Below are 16410 nucleotides of genomic sequence, written 5' to 3' on the forward strand. Positions count from 1 at the left end.
AAGTATAACTTTTAAGAATTGGCGGAACGGACGGGGCTCGAACCCGCGACCCCCTGCGTGACAGGCAGGTATTCTAACCAACTGAACTACCGCTCCGCTTTTTAGATTCTTTAATGCAGAAGATTAAAGTAGGCGTGATATTAAAGATTATTATTATTTTCGTCAATATAAATTTCAAAAATTATGTTCAATTGAATAGAAAACAATCATTAATGCTCTTTCCAAAGCGCGCTACCACTTTTTTTATCAATTTTTTCTATAATTGAATCATGCGCAGATAATTCCGCTTCATTAGCTTTAATTACTGTAAGTGGAATCCCATTACGTTCAATTTTTTTTACAGCATTATTCGTCATTGATGAAGATAAATTATCGTCCGAACTAAATGCCAAAGTAGTTTGCCCCCCGGTCATTGCTAAATAAACTTCAGCAAGTATTTCAGCATCCAGTAAGGCTCCATGTAAAGTACGATGAGAATTATCAATTTGATAACGTTCGCACAATGCATCTAAGTTATTACGTTTACCCGGGAAAAGACGTCGAGCCATTGCTAATGTATCGGTAACAATACAGTGATCGGCGGTTTTATAGTCTAACCCACAAAGGCGAAATTCATAGTCCATAAAGCCAACATCAAACGAGGCGTTATGAATAACTAATTCAGCACCATCTATAAATTTAATAAAATCATGTGCTATATTTTTAAAAATCGGTTTGTCTTTAACAAATTCATCACTGATACCATGAACTTTAAAGGCTTCTTCATCAATTAAACGTTCTGGATTGATGTAAACATGAAAATGATTGCCAGTTAATCGTCGATTTAATACCTCAACTGCACCAATCTCAATAATCTTATGACCTTCATAATGATTATTACCGTCTTGATTCATACCTGTAGTTTCTGTATCTAATACAATTTGGCGGGTTGAATGTGTTATCACAATATACTCTTCTTTATCTATAATTGGGAATTTTACAAATTAATGGTATAGTCTAACACCAAAACGTACTGATGTTGATACCTCCACTGTTTTAATCAATGATTGATACAACATTAATAATGGCTTATTAATATTTATATTAAGCTAAAATTTCTTGAAAAATAATCACGTAATAAGTTTATAACTATGTCAAATATGCAAAAAAATATTGAAATATTCACTGATGGATCTTGTTTGGGTAACCCTGGACCTGGTGGTTATGCAGCTATTTTAAAATACAAAGAAAATGAAAAAGTATTAGCTCAAGGTTATTTTAACACCACGAATAATCGCATGGAATTGCTTGCTGCCATTGTGGCGTTAGAATTACTGAAAGAACCCTGTCAAATTAAGCTTTATTCTGACAGCCAATATTTGCGTAATGGCATTTCGAATTGGATTTATGGTTGGAAAAAAAACGGCTGGAAAACCGCAAAAAAACAACCAGTAAAAAATGTTGATTTATGGCAACGTTTAGATGTATTAGCTAAGTTACATACCATTGAATGGATATGGGTAAAAGGTCATGCGGGCCATATTGAGAACGAACGCTGTGATGAAATTGCCAAAACGCAAGCTGAATCGCCCACCTTACATGATACTATTTTTGAAGCATCATTAACCGATTAATCAGATAAAATAGAAGGTATAATTACCATGTATCAGTTACATGTTATTCCTGCTCTAAAAGATAATTATATTTGGTTACTTGAAAATGCTAATAAACAGGTGGTTATTATAGATCCGGGTGAGGCTGCTCCAGTGCTAAGTTATATGAAAAAATATCACTTATCACCCCTTGCAATTTTACTCACTCATCACCATATCGATCACACTGGTGGGGTAACTGAGCTAAAAGCAGCTTATCCCGATATTGAAGCTTATGGGCCAAGTGAAATTAATTTGCAGATTAATCATCTCGAAAACATCAATGAATTATTGATTGGTGATTTTCGATATGAGGTTATTTCAGTACCGGGACATACATTAGGACATTTAGCTTATTATTGTCAGCCATATTTATTTTGTGGAGATACATTGTTTTCCGCTGGTTGTGGTAGAATTTTTGAAGGTGATTATAAGCAAATGCTAAGTTCGCTGAATAAATTAAAGCAGTTACCTGATGATACCCTTATTTGTGCAGGACATGAATATACCTTAACTAATTTAGATTTTGCTCAAATGCTGGTTCCTGAGGATCAAGTTATCCATGAGTATTATGATTTTATTTGCAAAAAGAAAATTACTTTGCCTTCCATTTTAACCAAAGAAAAACAGATCAACTTATTTTTACGTTGTGAGGAAAAAAATTTACAAAATAAATTTAATTGTAACAATGAGTTAGAGATGTTTACTTTTTTTAGGAGCCAAAAGGACATTTTTTAGGTATAATACTCAGCTTAAATTAATGTCCTAACTTATAATCTAATGAAAAAATTATTAATATTTACAGTGTTATGTGCTTTTTTAGTCGGGTGTCAGAATCAAGGTTCTCGATACAACGCTGGCTCAAAAACATACAATTCTAAATCAATAGTTAATTCTAGCGTTAAAAGTGGTGGTATTAATTACGCTTCAGTCACGCAAAATCCTTGGCATTACATGTTAACTCAAATTAACGTAAATGTACCGAATAACAGCCGAGTTAGTGCCGAAAGAGAACGTTTATTACGTAATCCACAAGGATTTGAAAACATAGCCTTACGCTCTGAACCGTACGTATATTACATCATTAATCAGTTACGTAAAAATAAGCTACCGGTTGAATTAGCTCTAATTCCATTAATTGAGAGTGCCTACGATCCTTTAGCCACCTCTCCTGCGCAAGCGGCAGGTTTATGGCAATTTGTGCCAATCACGGCTAAAGAATATGGTTTAAAAAGTAGCAATAACTTCGATGGGCGTCGTGATTTGATTGCTTCAACCAGTTCTGCAATATCACTTTTACAGAATCTGAATAACCGTTTTAATGGAGACTGGTTAGTAACATTAGCAGCCTATAATGCTGGTGAAGGACGAATTCAACGAGCGATTGATAAAAATAAATCTAAAGGATTACCAATCGATTACTGGTCGTTAGATCTACCATCAGAAACAATGCATTATGTGCCTAAAATATTAGCCATTATTGATATTGTTAAGAACAATAAACGTTATGGAATAAAGTTGCCGGATTGTAATTATAAAAATTCTTTAGTTAAAATTGATATGTCTAAAAATATTTCATTGGCTAAGATAGCACAATATACAGGATTATCTTTAAATGATTTAATGACATATAATGCTGGTTATGTGAAACAAACTGTAAATGGCCCTTTCCATCTATTAGTTCCCTATTCTCATGCTGACAACCTATTCAAAAAGTTAAAAAGTCAAAATCTAGTTACTAATCAAGTAACTGAACTTTTAGAAGACGTGCCACATAACAATATGCCGTTTGAAATTAAATCAACGACAGTTCAATATAATAGGGTAAATGCTAAAGATACTAAATCAATTTTAAGTAATGGCAAAAAACAAATTACTTACCAAGTTAAAGCCGGTGATAATCTTTATTCCATTGCAAGAAATTACAGAGTAAAAATTACAGATCTTTTACAATGGAATAAATTAAAAAATCGACGTGTAAAAGAAGGTGATGTATTAACTATCAATTTAGCTAATTCAAATTCATACTAAAATTCACAAATAAAGGATTATGATCCGATGCGGCTGTGCTAATTATCTTGGCCGCATCAAGTTGCAACCCTCGATAAAAAACAAAATCCAACGGCCTACCTAAAAACGTCTTCCTAATATCAATAGCAAAATTTACTGGTTTAAGATTAATCGAACGAGTTAAATGATAAAGTAAATTCAATCGTTGTTGGCTCCAAGCATTAAAATCACCCGCTAAAATTACTGGTCCATAATGTTGCTTAATATAATTTAATAACATATAGATTTGTTGGCGGTAAACTTTCACCCCTAGACTAAAATTAATGGCATGAATATTAGCAACTAATAGTTGTAGCGTTGAATTTTTAATTGGATAAAGAGTGATTAATGCTGATTTTGGTACACGGATGAATGGTTCTCTTTCTCTAAAGGAGAAAATTTGCGTTGGTTTTATGTCTGTTATTGTCATAACTCCAGCATAAATATCATTTAAACTATAGGCTGGAACATGATCGGCAATTTTGTTATGCCGAGCAATAAAATTTAATAATTGGGACGTAGTTTGAGCTTCTTGTAATAATATCAACTTAGTTTGATCAGCATATTGCTCAAGGATATTAATACAATCTGTTCTTTTCTGTTTAAAAATATTCCAAACCAAAACCGAAAAAGACTGTTGGTCGATTAACGGTTTGTCATGCATAATTTTATGGTTTGGTAATATTAATTCAACATCACTTTTTCCTTGATATCGTAATGTATAATCGCGATATTTAAACATTTTAGCTGTTCATTTTTTCTTTTAGATATTCATCAAATGACATAGTGTCATTTTGTTCTATTTTCTTTTGTTTTTCAATTGATAACATTCGTTGTTGATTAAAATCATCTTCAGTTAGAACTGATAAAGGTTCTGAACTTAGTTGTTTTTTATATTGAGTAGCTAAAGCTAAACCAAATTTGGCTGTGCCCAAATCACTAATCGCGGCTAACGTTCTCGCCGATAATGTCAATTCCGGTTGATCAAACATCAGATCAAGCCGTTCACAAACTTTTCGATATTGTTGTTTGTGGTCTTGATGATCAAGTACATCGGCGACTCGAAGTAAATCTTTGAAAAGTTCATGCCCTACTTTAGCTAACGGTTGTCGATAGCTATCACAGCCTAATCCAATTTCTAATCCTGGTTTACGGCCTTCAATAATCACTCTATTCCAATTTAATTTTGCACATTCAAGCTCTGCACTACTCATTTCAGGAGCAGGGGCTAAAGCACACCAGATTAAAAATAGGTCAATAAATCGAATTTGTTCCTCGGTAATACCAATTGGTGAAAATGGATTAACATCAAGAGCTCGAACTTCTATATATTCTATGCCACCACGTAGTAAAGCATCGGATGGCGATTCCCCTGATCTTGGAACTCGTTTTGGCCGAATTGGTGCGTAAAATTCATTTTCAATTTGTAATACATTATCATTCAACTGTCGATAATGACCATCAACCTTAATGCCTAATTTGCTAAATTCGGCTGATTTTGTCTTGGTAGCCCGTTTTAAACCCTCAACATAGGTATCTAGATGATTAAAGGTGATCCCTAATTGTTTCTGGGCATTATTGGTATAACCAATATCACTCATTCTTAGTGAGGTAGCATAAGGTAAATAACAGTTACCATTAGTTTGTTCGATGAACGCTTTTGCTTTTTCTGGATCTTGAATAAATGACGAGCACATTGATGGCGATGCACCAAACAAATAAGGAATAACCCAACCAAAACGGTAATAGTTACGAATTAAGGTAAAATAACCTTCTGAGATAATCGCTTTCCCTTCTTCACTGTTCTTCACGCCATCCCTTGCTTGCCAAAATGCCATTGGCAATGAAAAATTATAATGAACGCCAGAAATAGTTTGCATCATAGCGCCATAACGGTTTTTCAAACCTTCACGATAAACAGTTTTAAAACGTCCTTCGTTAGATGTTCCATACTGAGCTAAGATAATATCGTCTTCTTTAGCAACAAAACATGGCATACTTAATGGCCACATTAATTCATCAGCAATATTCACACTAGAATAACGATGTAAATCACGTAAAAAAGTTAACATATAATCGATATTGGTATTAACTGGTGTGATGAACTCCAATAAGGACTCGGCAAAATCGGTAGTGATCCATGGGTGGGTTAATGCAGCCCCAATTTTTTGAGGAAAAGGGGTTTTAGATAGTGATCCATCAGGCAAAATACGTAATGTTTCACGCTCAAGACCACGTTGAATACCTTGTAAAATAGTGTAGTGCTTTTCTAACCAACTGAGTGCTTTAGAAACATCAGGAATCATAATTTTATATTTCCTAAATTCAGTTCAAATTGGTCCAATTTTAGCATAGTTTAATGGTTTAGATAGCCCGTTTTCTAACTAATAGAAAGAAAAAAGTAAGCTATTTATATACAAAATAATTATTATTAGTAGAAAATTATAAGTAATAAAACCATTATCTATTTAATAAATAATGGTTAATTTATAAATTCTGCTTTTACGAGTAAATTATATTATTTATTAACTTGCTCCCTTTTCTGATTAGCTACATAGTCTTCATCAACTGAGGTAATTATAAAAATTGAATAGAATCAGGATAAGAAATCTTTATACGCTAAAAATAAAAGGTAAGAACAAAAAGATTCACAAAATTGGTTAGGCTAGATTTATTAGTATTCATAATAAAAACTAGCCTATATTGGTGTAATGATTTATCAGATTTTTTCTAACAAAACTAACACTTCCATATGAGATGTATGAGGGAACATATCAAACAATTGCACTTTGATCATTTGGTAATGAGTCAAAAATTGTAGATCTTGTGCTAATGATGACAAATTACAACTTGAATATAAAATATACTTAGGTTGTATATTTTCAAGATATTCGATCAGTACTCTACCTGCCCCTCGCCTTGGTGGATTAAGTAAGACTAAATCAGGTATCTGGTTTTGATGTGTTGCATATTTAGTAGCATCTAATGATTCAAAATTAAGTTTGTCATAACCTAGCTGTTTAGCAGATTTTGATGCGCATTCAATAGCATCAGCACTAATTTCAATTCCTGTTAATTGAATATTATCGTTATTGGCATGACGAACACAATGCAAACCAAATCCTCCCACACCACAAAAGAGATCCCAAATAGAATTTACATCTAAATTCGCCACCCAATCACTAGCCGTTTTATATAATTTTTCAGCAATATAGCTATTTGTTTGAAAGAAGCTTTTTGATTTTATATAAAGTGGTATGTGATTTAACCTAAATTCTAGAAAAGGATTATCCGTTAAAATTAACTCTTCGTTACCCTCTAATATGGCGGCATGATTAGGTTGAATATTAATCGATACGACTTGTAGATTATTTATCTTATCGATTAAATTGTGCAAACTATTGCTTATCTTCTCGAAAAATTTATGTGATTTTAATACAAACCGTAGCATAAAGTGGCTTTTATCATCGATAACACTTTCGGTAATAATGACAAATTTTAACTCCCCTTTTCGCTTATTAATATTATAAGGAACCAGTCCCTGTTTACGAATATAGGTACGAACCATTTTTAGGATACTTTGCATATTAACGCTATAAAGCGGACAATCACACAGATCAATGATCTGATTATCATTTTGTATACCTAATATGGGTTTTTCAACCGTGCCTAGCACCGCCATTTTAGCTTTATTGCGAAAACCTTGCTCAGGGCTAGCAAATGGATCTTTAACTTCTTTAGGATTAAACTTTGCTAAAGTTTCAATTAATTGGTTTTGCTTTTCATTTAGTTGAGATTTATATGGTTGATTTATTTTATGACAAGACAAACATTTATTTTCTTGATAATAACTACATTGCATTTTATGAAAACCTTTTTTTATAATACATTATTATATAATTAAATGGTTTTAAGCTGTATTAGTTTTCTTTTTTTATGTCCAAAAACCCCTTTCCTCAAAATTTTTTAACAAAAATCTAAAATTTAATCATTATACTTGATTTATCAATAGCTATGATTTGACGAAATAGCGGTATATGATAGGATATTGCCATACAAATTATAGGAACCCATTAATGTCTATTAAGTTAAAAACCCCCGCTGAAATCGAAAAAATGCGTATTGCTGGTAAATTAGCAGCAGAAGTTTTAGAAATGATTGAACCTTATGTAAAACCTGGTATTAGCACTGGTGAACTGGATCAGATCTGTTATGAACACATTGTTAATGTGCAAAAGGCTATTCCTGCCAACATTGGTTATCATGGTTTTCAGCATACCAGCTGCATTTCAATTAATGATGTAGTATGTCATGGTATTCCAAGTTTTGATAAAAAGTTAAAAGATGGTGATATTCTTAATATTGATGTGACCGTAATTAAAGATGGTTTTCATGGTGATACCTCAAAAATGTACATTGCAGGAAAACCAACTGTTGCCGGAGAAAAACTATGTCAAGTCACACAAGAGAGTTTATACGAAGCCATTAAAATCATTAAACCGGGGATCAGATTAAAAGAAATCGGTAAAGCAATTCAAAAATATGTTGATAAATTTGGCTTTTCTTCTGTTCGTGAATATTGTGGTCATGGTATAGGTGAAGTATATCATGATGAGCCACAAGTTTTACATTATGATGCTGATGATGGCGGTGTGATCCTGAAACCAGGTATGACTTTTACTATTGAACCGATGGTAAATACTGGAGATTGGCGTACTCGTACCATGAAAGATGGTTGGACAGTTAAAACCAAAGATCATGGATTGTCAGCCCAATATGAACACACGATCTTAGTTACAGATAATGGTGTGGAAGTTCTAACCCTTCGTAGTAATGAAAACTTTCCTCGCGTTATCGAACACTAAATAAAAAAGATTCAACAATGCTCTATTGTTGAATCTCTTCATTTTATATAACTTAATCTAACTATCTAGAATTCAAATTTGCCGCGATTTTTTGATTCATTAACTTTACTGTGATATATATTCCTAGGTTGTTATACCCGTTCATCTAGTGAATCATAAAAAAGCGTCCAAAATTCTTTAAGCTTTCTTGGTTTTAGCCATTTTAATATAATAGCGTATAAAGCTTACGGCGATAGCTACTAGCAAGTGCGTTATTGGTTCCTAAAGCTGCTAATAGATCTAGTAAAGTTTTCTTCACCTGCCCTTCACCAGCATTCAGATCTTTTGTTAAAGGTTTAAACAACAGTTCTAATGCTTCTTCGTGCCGACCAACTTGCATTAGTTGCGATGAAAGTTGAATCATTAACTCAACATTATCTGGCTGTTTAGCTAATTCAGCTTGTAATTGCTGTAATTCAGGTGAATTTGCTGCTTGTTCGAGTAACTCAATTTCGGCTTGTAAACCGTGGTAAGCTGAATCCTGATCTTGTAATGGAATAGTTGCCAAAACATCCTTAGCTTCTGCTAGTTGTTTTTGTTCAATTTGGCTTTTCGCTAACATTAACGCAATATCTGATCTTGGTTTACCTAAATGATCTTTAAGTACAGTCCAAGCTTGTTTTAATAAAGGTAATGCTTGCGCATATTGGCCTTCATTAAAAAATTGTTGCGCTTCAATAAGTTTCAATTCATCTTCATTAGGTAAAATTTTATCTAAAAAGGTTTTGATGGTTTCTTCATTTTGTGGGCCTTGAAAACCATCAACAGGTTGACCATTTTGAAACATATAAACGGTTGGAATTGCTCTAAGCCCAAATTGTGCTGCTAACATTTGTTGTTCATCACAATTTACGCTAGCAAGAATGAATTGTCCTTGATGTTGTGTTGCTAATTTGGTTAACGTATCTGTCATTTCTTGATAGTTAGGACTTCTTGGTGACCAAAAATAGAATAACACAGGGCTACTAGTTGATTTTTCAATAATTTCTTGAATATTCTGTTCATTAACATCAAAAATAAATTGATTTGACATAATCTATCCTATAAATAAGTTTAACTGATTATTTATTTTGTAAAATTTTATCCATTAATCTATCTGGAAGCAAACGTTTAGCTATTGCCGCCAATTTAGTTACTTTTGTTACCCTGTAACGTATTTTCGGTTTGTTATGCTCTAATGCATGATACAGATATGGTAATATCGCTTCAGGAGCTAACGTAAAGCGTTTAGCAATGGGTGGATTTTTTACTATTTTTTCTTTTTCGGTCTGATTTACATTATTTGAAAAATAGGTTTTCAATGGACCAGGTTCGATTAAACAAACTTTAATATTGGTGTTAGCTAACTCTAAACGCAGTACATCAGACCATGCTTCTAAAGCGTATTTGCTGGCAGAATATGCGCCTCTACCCGGTGTTGCGACTATGCCAACAATTGAGCTAGTTTGAATTATTCTACCTTCATTTTGTTCAATCATTGCCGGTAATAATAATTGGGTTAATTGATGAACACCAAAAAAGTTAGTAGAAAACTGTGATTCTAATTGTGATCGACTGATGGTGTTTAAACGGCCATAGACGCCAAATCCAGCATTGTTAAATAACGCATATAATTTACCTTCACACAAGGTTAATACTTGTTGCGCAGCTTGATTAATTGAATCGGCATCGTCTAAGTCTAATAAAACGGTTTCAAAACCTTGCTCAATTAATTTTTGTTGGTCTGCTATTTTGCGGCATGATGCAATGACACGATAACCTCGTTTTTTCAGAGCGATAGCTGAAATCAATCCTATACCGCTTGAACACCCCGTTATAAAAATCGTACGCAAATTTTATCTCCGTTATATTCATTTATTGTCAAGTTAACTTACAGCAATTATGATAGCACATTTAAAATAAATATACGGCTAATAAGCCAAGAGGACCATATGAAAATTGCTATTATCGCTGCTATGGAAGAAGAAGTAGCCATACTAAAGAGTAAAATTACCGATTATCAATTAGAGCGTCATTTAGGATGTGATTTTCATATTGGTAAAATAGCAAATTGTGAAATTGTATTATTACAATCAGGCATAGGTAAAGTTGCTGCAGCATCAGGAACAACATTATTATTAAATAATTATCAAGTTGATGCAGTCATTAATACCGGTTCAGCGGGTGGGCTGTCAACGGAACTGAATATCGGTGATATTATTGTATCAAAAGATGTATTTTATCATGATGTTGATTTAACCGCCTTTGGATATAAACCAGGTCAAATGTCAGGTTGCCCTGTTTCATTTGCTGCTGATGTTAATTATCAATCATTAGCTAAACAATGTATAAAGAAACATGGGGTCAATGCTGTTGATGGCTCAATTGGCAGTGGTGATGCCTTTATCAATGGTAAAAGCAATTTAGAACGGATCAAGCAAACTTTTCCTGATGCAATCGCCGTTGAAATGGAAGCTGCCGCTATTGGCCATGTTTGTTGGTTATTTAAAGTACCTTTTGTGGTGGTGAGAGCAATTTCTGATAATGGAGATGATGAATCGGCAGTTGATTTTCAATCATTTTTAAAACTTGCTGCAGCCCAATCATCAAAAATTGTTGAATCGATGCTAAGTGAACTAGCTTAATATAGAGATTGGTGTCAATGTAATTTGACACCATTTAACTAAAATTTTGTCATTCTTCCATTATGATTTAATCAATTAGGCAGGTCATATTGTTCAAATAATGGTTTACGCCATCCTGACAGAATTTCTGGAATTTCACCTTTCCTATCATTTTGCCATTTTACATACTGATTGATTAATCGTCTTGAAAGTATTAATTCGCTGTTAAGCCCTGTTTGTGATGCTATTTTTTCAGCGATTTGTTTCAATAAATCAGCAATGTTTTTATAATTTGGATAACTATTAATACGTTGAATTGTCGGAATAATAGGTATAGGTTGAAGCAATATATCCAAAATTGTTTGACCATATGCACGAATATCTTTACCTTTCATACCCAATTTATCAAGTTCTGCTAAGGAGGTTGGTTGATAACGCGCAATTTTCCATAAAATCTCTTCGTGCACTACAAAATTCAACGCTATGTCGTGATTTTTAGCAAATTGATAGCGCCAGCAAGCAAGTTTAGCTAATTGCCCTAAACTATCCCCTTTCAATTGCCAGCTATTTTTAATATTTAAGTAAGCCTTTTGAGGATCAAATATTTCACATTTACGCGCAATTGCATTTCGACATTCTTGATAAGCAGCCGCTAAATAATCAATCGATGTAAGCTGAGATTTTAAATTATCCATTAATGGAAACAGATATAAAACATCATTAATAGCATAATCACACTGTTTTTCAGTCAAAGGACGTTTTAACCAATCAGTCCGTGTTTCACTTTTATCTAACTCAACGCCAAGATATTTATTGACTAAACTTGCATAACCACTACTGATGGGATTATCCAAAAAAGAAGCTAAAATTTGGCTATCTATTACTGGAGAAGGAACACAATTAAATGCATGAAGAAACACTTCAATATCTTCGCTACAGGAATGAAAATATTTTTCAATATTAGGATTGGTTAAAATCGCTAAGAATTCCTGCCAATCGTTAATATTAAGCGGATCAATTAGCGCAGCATGTTGACCATCAAAAACCTGTAACAGCCCTAAATGAGGATAAAATGTCCTAGTTCGTACAAATTCAGTATCCAATGCTATAGCACTACTATTCTTGATCTTTTGACAATAATTGGATAATTCATCATTACTAATAATAAATTGATAATTCAAAATACGCTTCCTATTTAAGATAATCTATTGAATGGTAGTTTTGTTGACAAAAGATACATCGATTACAACAATTTCAGAGCGAGTCATTAATCGAATTGGTGGGCCACCAAATCCGTAACCGCTATTGACTATACTGGTGAAATGATGATCAGCATCGTGATAAATACCATTAGCATTTTTGTACATCATCGCCACCAATATATTGATAGGAAAGATTTGACCACCATGAGTATGTCCAGATAACATTAAATCTACTTGTTGTTCTGCAACATCTTTAATATCTCGAGGTTGGTGATCTAATAAAATTATTGGTCTATCCGTATCAGAAAACATAATTAAATCGGATAATGAGGCGCGCTTAACATCGTACTTATATGATGAAAAGTCATCACGCCCTATCAATGTGATGCCAACCTCATCAAGATAAACAATATCATCTTTCAATACTTTTAAATTCGCTCGTTTAAATGCATTAATAATATCTTCTTCACGATTATTATTATCATGGGTACCTAAATATTCATGATTGCCAAAAATAATATAATTACCGTATTTGGACTTTAATTGCTGGAACTGTTCAATAAATCCATTTTCAACGAAAGGTTTTAATCGTTTATCTAATGTATCGCCAGTTATCACGATAAAATCAGCCTTTAAGCTATTTACCTTGTCAATCATGTTTTGAATCATACTTGCAGAGGTATGCTCATTAATATGAATGTCAGAAAGTTGCACAATTCTTAGATGATCAACATTGGCTGATTTATTAATTACAACCTGATAATCAACTATTTTAGGATTTATCGCCATTTCATGGCCAAAACAAAACAAAGCCACAACCGCAATAATAAAACTGATTTTATGCCAAAGATTAGGCTTAATTTGCTTTTTGCTAACCCGATAAACAATTTCAAAAATGAGTGTTATAAAAACGCTACAGATCATCAAACCGGCAATCGTTAACAGGAACAAATGTAATCCCGAGGTTAAAATATCATTTAATACTCTAGCAAGGATTAATGATGCACCGGCCAAACCAATAGTCAGCCAATAAATAATTCGACCATAACCGGTTAAGTGAAGGTTAAACCAAAACTGCCAGCGTTTACCTAATAAAAAAGTAACCGAAATACTGATAATAATCGTTGCGAAAATGGCTGTAAAATCAACAAAAGTCATAATTACTCGAACAATCGAACGCAAAAAATGGTATGATAACAGAATTAGATTCTATAGTACCAATAACTTTTATGGATACCAAAAAAGACCAGCTATTTGCAACCCCGATCGATAAATTAGGTGATTGGACTTTTGACGAAAAAGTTGCCGAAGTTTTCCCAGATATGGTACAACGATCGGTACCCGGTTATTCGAATATAATATCAATGATTGGTATGCTGGCTGACCGATTTGTACAACCTAACTCTATGATTTATGATTTAGGCTGCTCGTTGGGTGCTGCCACGCTCGCTATTCGTCGTAATATCAAACACGAAAATTGTCACATTATTGCTATTGATAATTCATTACCTATGGTAGAACGATGTAAAAAGCATATTGATGCCTATAAATCAAATACACCTGTCGATGTAATATGTGAAGATATTTGTAATATAAATATGCAAAATGCATCAATGGTAGTTCTTAATTTTACCTTGCAATTTTTAACTCCAGAAAATCGACAACGGGTTTTAAGTAATATTTATCAAGCTTTGCGACCAAATGGCATATTAGTCTTATCGGAAAAGTTTAGTTTTAGTGATGAGACTGTCGACGAATTATTATTTAATATGCATCATGATTTCAAAAGAGCCAATGGCTATAGTGAACTGGAAATAAGCCAAAAACGTAATATGCTAGAAAATGTTATGCTTACAGACACCGTTGCTACCCATAAACAACGTCTGATGACAGCAGGATTTGAGCATGTTGATACTTGGTTTCAATGTTTTAATTTTGGCTCGATTATTGCTATCAAATAACCTCTAGATTTAATTCAATTATAAAGGAAAACAGAATGATTGATTTTGGTGATTTTTACCAAATTATCGCAAAAAGTAAGCTTAAAAATTGGCTTGAAGTTTTACCAGCACAATTGGCTAATTGGCAAAAACAAAATTTAGATAACCGTTTTAGTCAATGGATAAATAGTATAAAACACTTGCCTGCAATTAGCCCTTTTCAAGTTGATCTATTACATAGCGTAACCGCAAAAACAGAGCAACCATTATCTTCTGGCGAACAGCAACGTATCACACAATTATTAAAAACCATGATGCCATGGCGTAAAGGCCCTTTTCATCTTTATGGCGTTGATATTGATACTGAATGGCGTTCCGACTGGAAATGGCAAAGATTGATTAATCATATCGATAATTTAGAAGGTAAAATAGTTCTCGATGTTGGCTGCAATAGCGGTTATCATTTATGGCGTATGATTGGTGCAGGAGCTAAACTTGCTGTTGGTATTGACCCTATGGCGCTTTATCTATGCCAATTTGAAGCAATAAGAAAACTATTAGGCAATGACCAGCGAGCTCACTTACTTCCATTAGGCATTGAGGAATTACCAAAATTGAACGCATTTGATACGGTTTTTTCAATGGGAGTGTTATATCATCGTCGCTCACCGCTTGATCATCTTTATCAATTGAAAGATCAATTAGTTGATGGTGGTGAATTAGTACTCGAAACATTGGTTATTGAGGGAACCGAACATCAAGCATTAATGCCTGGTGAACGTTATGCTCAAATGCGAAATGTCTATTTTATTCCATCAGTACCAACCATGATAAATTGGTTACATAAATGTGGTTTTAAAGATATAAAAATGGTTGATATATCCAAAACCAGTTTGGATGAACAACGCAAAACAGAATGGATGGAATCCGATTCATTAGCGGAATTTTTAGATCCTAACGATTTATCCAAAACAGTAGAAGGTTATCCTGCGCCAATGCGAGCAGTATTTGTTGCAAGAAAATAATTTTTTAATCTCGTTTGGATTAAAAGTAACGGTTATTTTTCTCCCCTTTTAAAATAGATAAACACAATAAAAAAACGGGCTTTTGCCCGTTTAATCTATCAATATCTTTTATATAAATAAGTTCGATTAATATTAATCATTCTTTATGATCATCTGGACAGGATAATGATCGGAATATTTATCCGTAAAATCATCTTTTATTACTTGAACATCAATGACATTATTTTTAAGTGGTGGTGAAACATAGATATAATCATAGCGTAATGGAACTGATGCTTGATCATAAAATAATTTAGTTGGTGCAGTTGCCACAAATTCTTTATGTTTAATTTTTAATGCATCAATAAAACCAGCATCCAGAAGATTTTGTTGTACAGTATAACTTAGTTTACCATCAACCAGATTTTCTAAAATTGGTCTTTTCTTTTGCTTTTCTTTAATATCCTCTAAAAGGGTACTTTTATCATAGTCAGATTTATCTGCTGGCGAAAATGAGTTCAAATCCCCGGCAATTATCCATTTTCCTTTAGGATCACGACTATATTTGATTGAATCGATAATTAAATTAATCTCATCAATTCGTTTAGCAGTCCAAAATGGATTCATATGTGTAACGACAAAATGATAATTTCCGATATCTGCATAGAGTGCCCCATGCCACAAATTATCAACTACTTTATTAACATTAACTATTGGATATTTAGAGGTAATAGCTACAGGGAAAAAAGCAGCATCTTCCGGTGATTCTTTTAAAAGTACCGCATATTTATGTCCATAACTAGCGGCAAATTTTTCAAGTTTTTCACGAGTAAAAAAATTCATCTCTTGCCAAGCAATAATATCGGCATCTTGTGCTTTTGCCCAATCAATATATTTCTGTTTACCTTCACTCTCATCTAACTTCATACCATTATAAACATTATAACTAATGATTTTTAGTTGTTTAGCATCATCAAGTGAGGCTAAAGCGCTAGATGTACTAAGGATAATCCCACTAATCAATGCGACAATTTTCAACTTAGTTTTATTCATAAGATATTCCTTTCTATTATTAAT

The 16410-nt window shown here is 33.2% G+C and carries 16 protein-coding genes and 1 tRNA gene; 7 read left to right on the forward strand and 10 right to left on the reverse strand.

The features are described from left to right. Positions 1-19: 19 nt before the first annotated feature. Together AC5LXI_RS08960 and dnaQ are read right to left on the reverse strand one after the other, a co-directional pair. Positions 20-96: transfer RNA gene (locus AC5LXI_RS08960), tRNA-Asp, on the reverse strand. A 113-nt stretch (positions 97-209) separates the two neighbouring features. Then, positions 210-944, reverse strand: a complete 735-nt coding sequence (gene dnaQ / locus AC5LXI_RS08965; protein ID WP_493442014.1) for a DNA polymerase III subunit epsilon — start codon at positions 942-944, stop codon at positions 210-212. Between the two features lie 195 nt (positions 945-1139). Between dnaQ and rnhA the strand changes: the two genes are divergently transcribed. From rnhA to AC5LXI_RS08980, 3 genes are read left to right on the forward strand one after another with little or no spacing between them, the layout of a single operon-like run. Continuing rightward, the gene (gene rnhA / locus AC5LXI_RS08970; protein ID WP_065651259.1) at positions 1140-1613 is read left to right on the forward strand and encodes a ribonuclease HI; all 474 of its coding nucleotides are present in this window, start codon (positions 1140-1142) and stop codon (positions 1611-1613) included. A 27-nt stretch (positions 1614-1640) separates the two neighbouring features. Then, a complete protein-coding gene (gene gloB / locus AC5LXI_RS08975; RefSeq protein WP_493442015.1) occupies positions 1641-2369 on the forward strand; it encodes a hydroxyacylglutathione hydrolase in 729 nt (242 codons plus the stop codon). A 42-nt stretch (positions 2370-2411) separates the two neighbouring features. Next, entirely contained in the window at positions 2412-3662 is a 1251-nt protein-coding gene (locus AC5LXI_RS08980) for a transglycosylase SLT domain-containing protein (protein WP_493442016.1), read from the forward strand. Here the strand turns inward: AC5LXI_RS08980 and AC5LXI_RS08985 are convergent. From AC5LXI_RS08985 to rlmC, 3 genes are all read right to left on the reverse strand, one after another. Then, on the reverse strand, positions 3643-4422 hold the full coding sequence (locus AC5LXI_RS08985; RefSeq protein ID WP_493442017.1) for an endonuclease/exonuclease/phosphatase family protein: 780 nt from the start codon (positions 4420-4422) through the stop codon (positions 3643-3645). The genes AC5LXI_RS08980 and AC5LXI_RS08985 overlap by 20 nt on opposite strands. A gap of 1 nt (position 4423) precedes the next feature. Beyond that, entirely contained in the window at positions 4424-5986 is a 1563-nt protein-coding gene (gene gshA / locus AC5LXI_RS08990) for a glutamate--cysteine ligase (RefSeq protein WP_493442018.1), read from the reverse strand. 413 nt (positions 5987-6399) lie between these two features. Next, positions 6400-7542 carry a 23S rRNA (uracil(747)-C(5))-methyltransferase RlmC gene (rlmC, locus tag AC5LXI_RS08995; RefSeq protein ID WP_493442019.1) on the reverse strand — a complete coding sequence of 381 codons (1143 nt, stop codon included), beginning with the start codon at positions 7540-7542 and terminating at the stop codon, positions 6400-6402. 214 nt (positions 7543-7756) lie between these two features. Between rlmC and map the strand changes: the two genes are divergently transcribed. Then, complete coding sequence (gene map / locus AC5LXI_RS09000; protein ID WP_065578734.1) at positions 7757-8545, forward strand: type I methionyl aminopeptidase; 789 nt, start codon at positions 7757-7759, stop codon at positions 8543-8545. 202 nt (positions 8546-8747) lie between these two features. On the opposite strand, the gene AC5LXI_RS09005 is transcribed toward map, so the two are convergent. Together AC5LXI_RS09005 and AC5LXI_RS09010 are read right to left on the reverse strand one after the other, a co-directional pair. Further along, entirely contained in the window at positions 8748-9617 is an 870-nt protein-coding gene (locus AC5LXI_RS09005; RefSeq protein WP_065612978.1) for a co-chaperone YbbN, read from the reverse strand. A gap of 28 nt (positions 9618-9645) precedes the next feature. Then, positions 9646-10416, reverse strand: a complete 771-nt coding sequence (locus AC5LXI_RS09010) for an SDR family oxidoreductase (RefSeq protein WP_493442020.1) — start codon at positions 10414-10416, stop codon at positions 9646-9648. Between the two features lie 99 nt (positions 10417-10515). Here AC5LXI_RS09010 and AC5LXI_RS09015 point away from each other — a divergent pair, with 99 nt between their 5' ends. After that, positions 10516-11208 (forward strand): 5'-methylthioadenosine/adenosylhomocysteine nucleosidase, encoded by a 693-nt coding sequence (locus AC5LXI_RS09015; RefSeq protein ID WP_086320290.1) that lies wholly within the window; start codon positions 10516-10518, stop codon positions 11206-11208. Between the two features lie 71 nt (positions 11209-11279). Here the strand turns inward: AC5LXI_RS09015 and rnd are convergent, their stop codons facing one another. Further along, positions 11280-12368: a ribonuclease D gene (gene rnd, locus AC5LXI_RS09020; protein WP_086354301.1), complete on the reverse strand. Its 1089-nt coding sequence runs from the start codon at positions 12366-12368 to the stop codon at positions 11280-11282. A gap of 24 nt (positions 12369-12392) precedes the next feature. After that, positions 12393-13547 carry a metallophosphoesterase gene (locus AC5LXI_RS09025; RefSeq protein ID WP_086362443.1) on the reverse strand — a complete coding sequence of 385 codons (1155 nt, stop codon included), beginning with the start codon at positions 13545-13547 and terminating at the stop codon, positions 12393-12395. Between the two features lie 32 nt (positions 13548-13579). On the opposite strand from AC5LXI_RS09025, the gene cmoA reads away from it, so the two are divergent. Further along, positions 13580-14350, forward strand: a complete 771-nt coding sequence (cmoA, locus tag AC5LXI_RS09030; protein WP_065578728.1) for a carboxy-S-adenosyl-L-methionine synthase CmoA — start codon at positions 13580-13582, stop codon at positions 14348-14350. Positions 14351-14385: 35 nt separating this feature from the next. Continuing rightward, positions 14386-15354, forward strand: a complete 969-nt coding sequence (gene cmoB, locus AC5LXI_RS09035; protein WP_493442021.1) for a tRNA 5-methoxyuridine(34)/uridine 5-oxyacetic acid(34) synthase CmoB — start codon at positions 14386-14388, stop codon at positions 15352-15354. 132 nt (positions 15355-15486) lie between these two features. On the opposite strand, the gene AC5LXI_RS09040 is transcribed toward cmoB, so the two are convergent. Then, positions 15487-16386: an endonuclease/exonuclease/phosphatase family protein gene (locus AC5LXI_RS09040; RefSeq protein ID WP_493442022.1), complete on the reverse strand. Its 900-nt coding sequence runs from the start codon at positions 16384-16386 to the stop codon at positions 15487-15489. Positions 16387-16410 lie beyond the last annotated feature (24 nt).

Source organism: Gilliamella sp. LMG 34361 (assembly GCF_984569075.1).

Excerpts from the sequence above, each read along its gene's own strand:
- map (WP_065578734.1), top strand. The coding sequence starts at position 7,757 with ATGTCTATTAAGTTAAAAACCCCCGCTGAAATCGAAAAAATGCGTATT.
- rlmC (WP_493442019.1), bottom strand. The coding sequence starts at position 7,542 with ATGCAATGTAGTTATTATCAAGAAAATAAATGTTTGTCTTGTCATAAA.
- AC5LXI_RS09015 (WP_086320290.1), top strand. The coding sequence starts at position 10,516 with ATGAAAATTGCTATTATCGCTGCTATGGAAGAAGAAGTAGCCATACTA.
- AC5LXI_RS09040 (WP_493442022.1), bottom strand. The coding sequence starts at position 16,386 with ATGAATAAAACTAAGTTGAAAATTGTCGCATTGATTAGTGGGATTATC.
- gshA (WP_493442018.1), bottom strand. The coding sequence starts at position 5,986 with ATGATTCCTGATGTTTCTAAAGCACTCAGTTGGTTAGAAAAGCACTAC.
- cmoA (WP_065578728.1), top strand. The coding sequence starts at position 13,580 with ATGATAACAGAATTAGATTCTATAGTACCAATAACTTTTATGGATACC.
- gloB (WP_493442015.1), top strand. The coding sequence starts at position 1,641 with ATGTATCAGTTACATGTTATTCCTGCTCTAAAAGATAATTATATTTGG.
- AC5LXI_RS09005 (WP_065612978.1), bottom strand. The coding sequence starts at position 9,617 with ATGTCAAATCAATTTATTTTTGATGTTAATGAACAGAATATTCAAGAA.
- cmoB (WP_493442021.1), top strand. The coding sequence starts at position 14,386 with ATGATTGATTTTGGTGATTTTTACCAAATTATCGCAAAAAGTAAGCTT.
- rnhA (WP_065651259.1), top strand. The coding sequence starts at position 1,140 with ATGCAAAAAAATATTGAAATATTCACTGATGGATCTTGTTTGGGTAAC.
- AC5LXI_RS08985 (WP_493442017.1), bottom strand. The coding sequence starts at position 4,422 with ATGTTTAAATATCGCGATTATACATTACGATATCAAGGAAAAAGTGAT.
- AC5LXI_RS09025 (WP_086362443.1), bottom strand. The coding sequence starts at position 13,547 with ATGACTTTTGTTGATTTTACAGCCATTTTCGCAACGATTATTATCAGT.
- AC5LXI_RS08980 (WP_493442016.1), top strand. The coding sequence starts at position 2,412 with ATGAAAAAATTATTAATATTTACAGTGTTATGTGCTTTTTTAGTCGGG.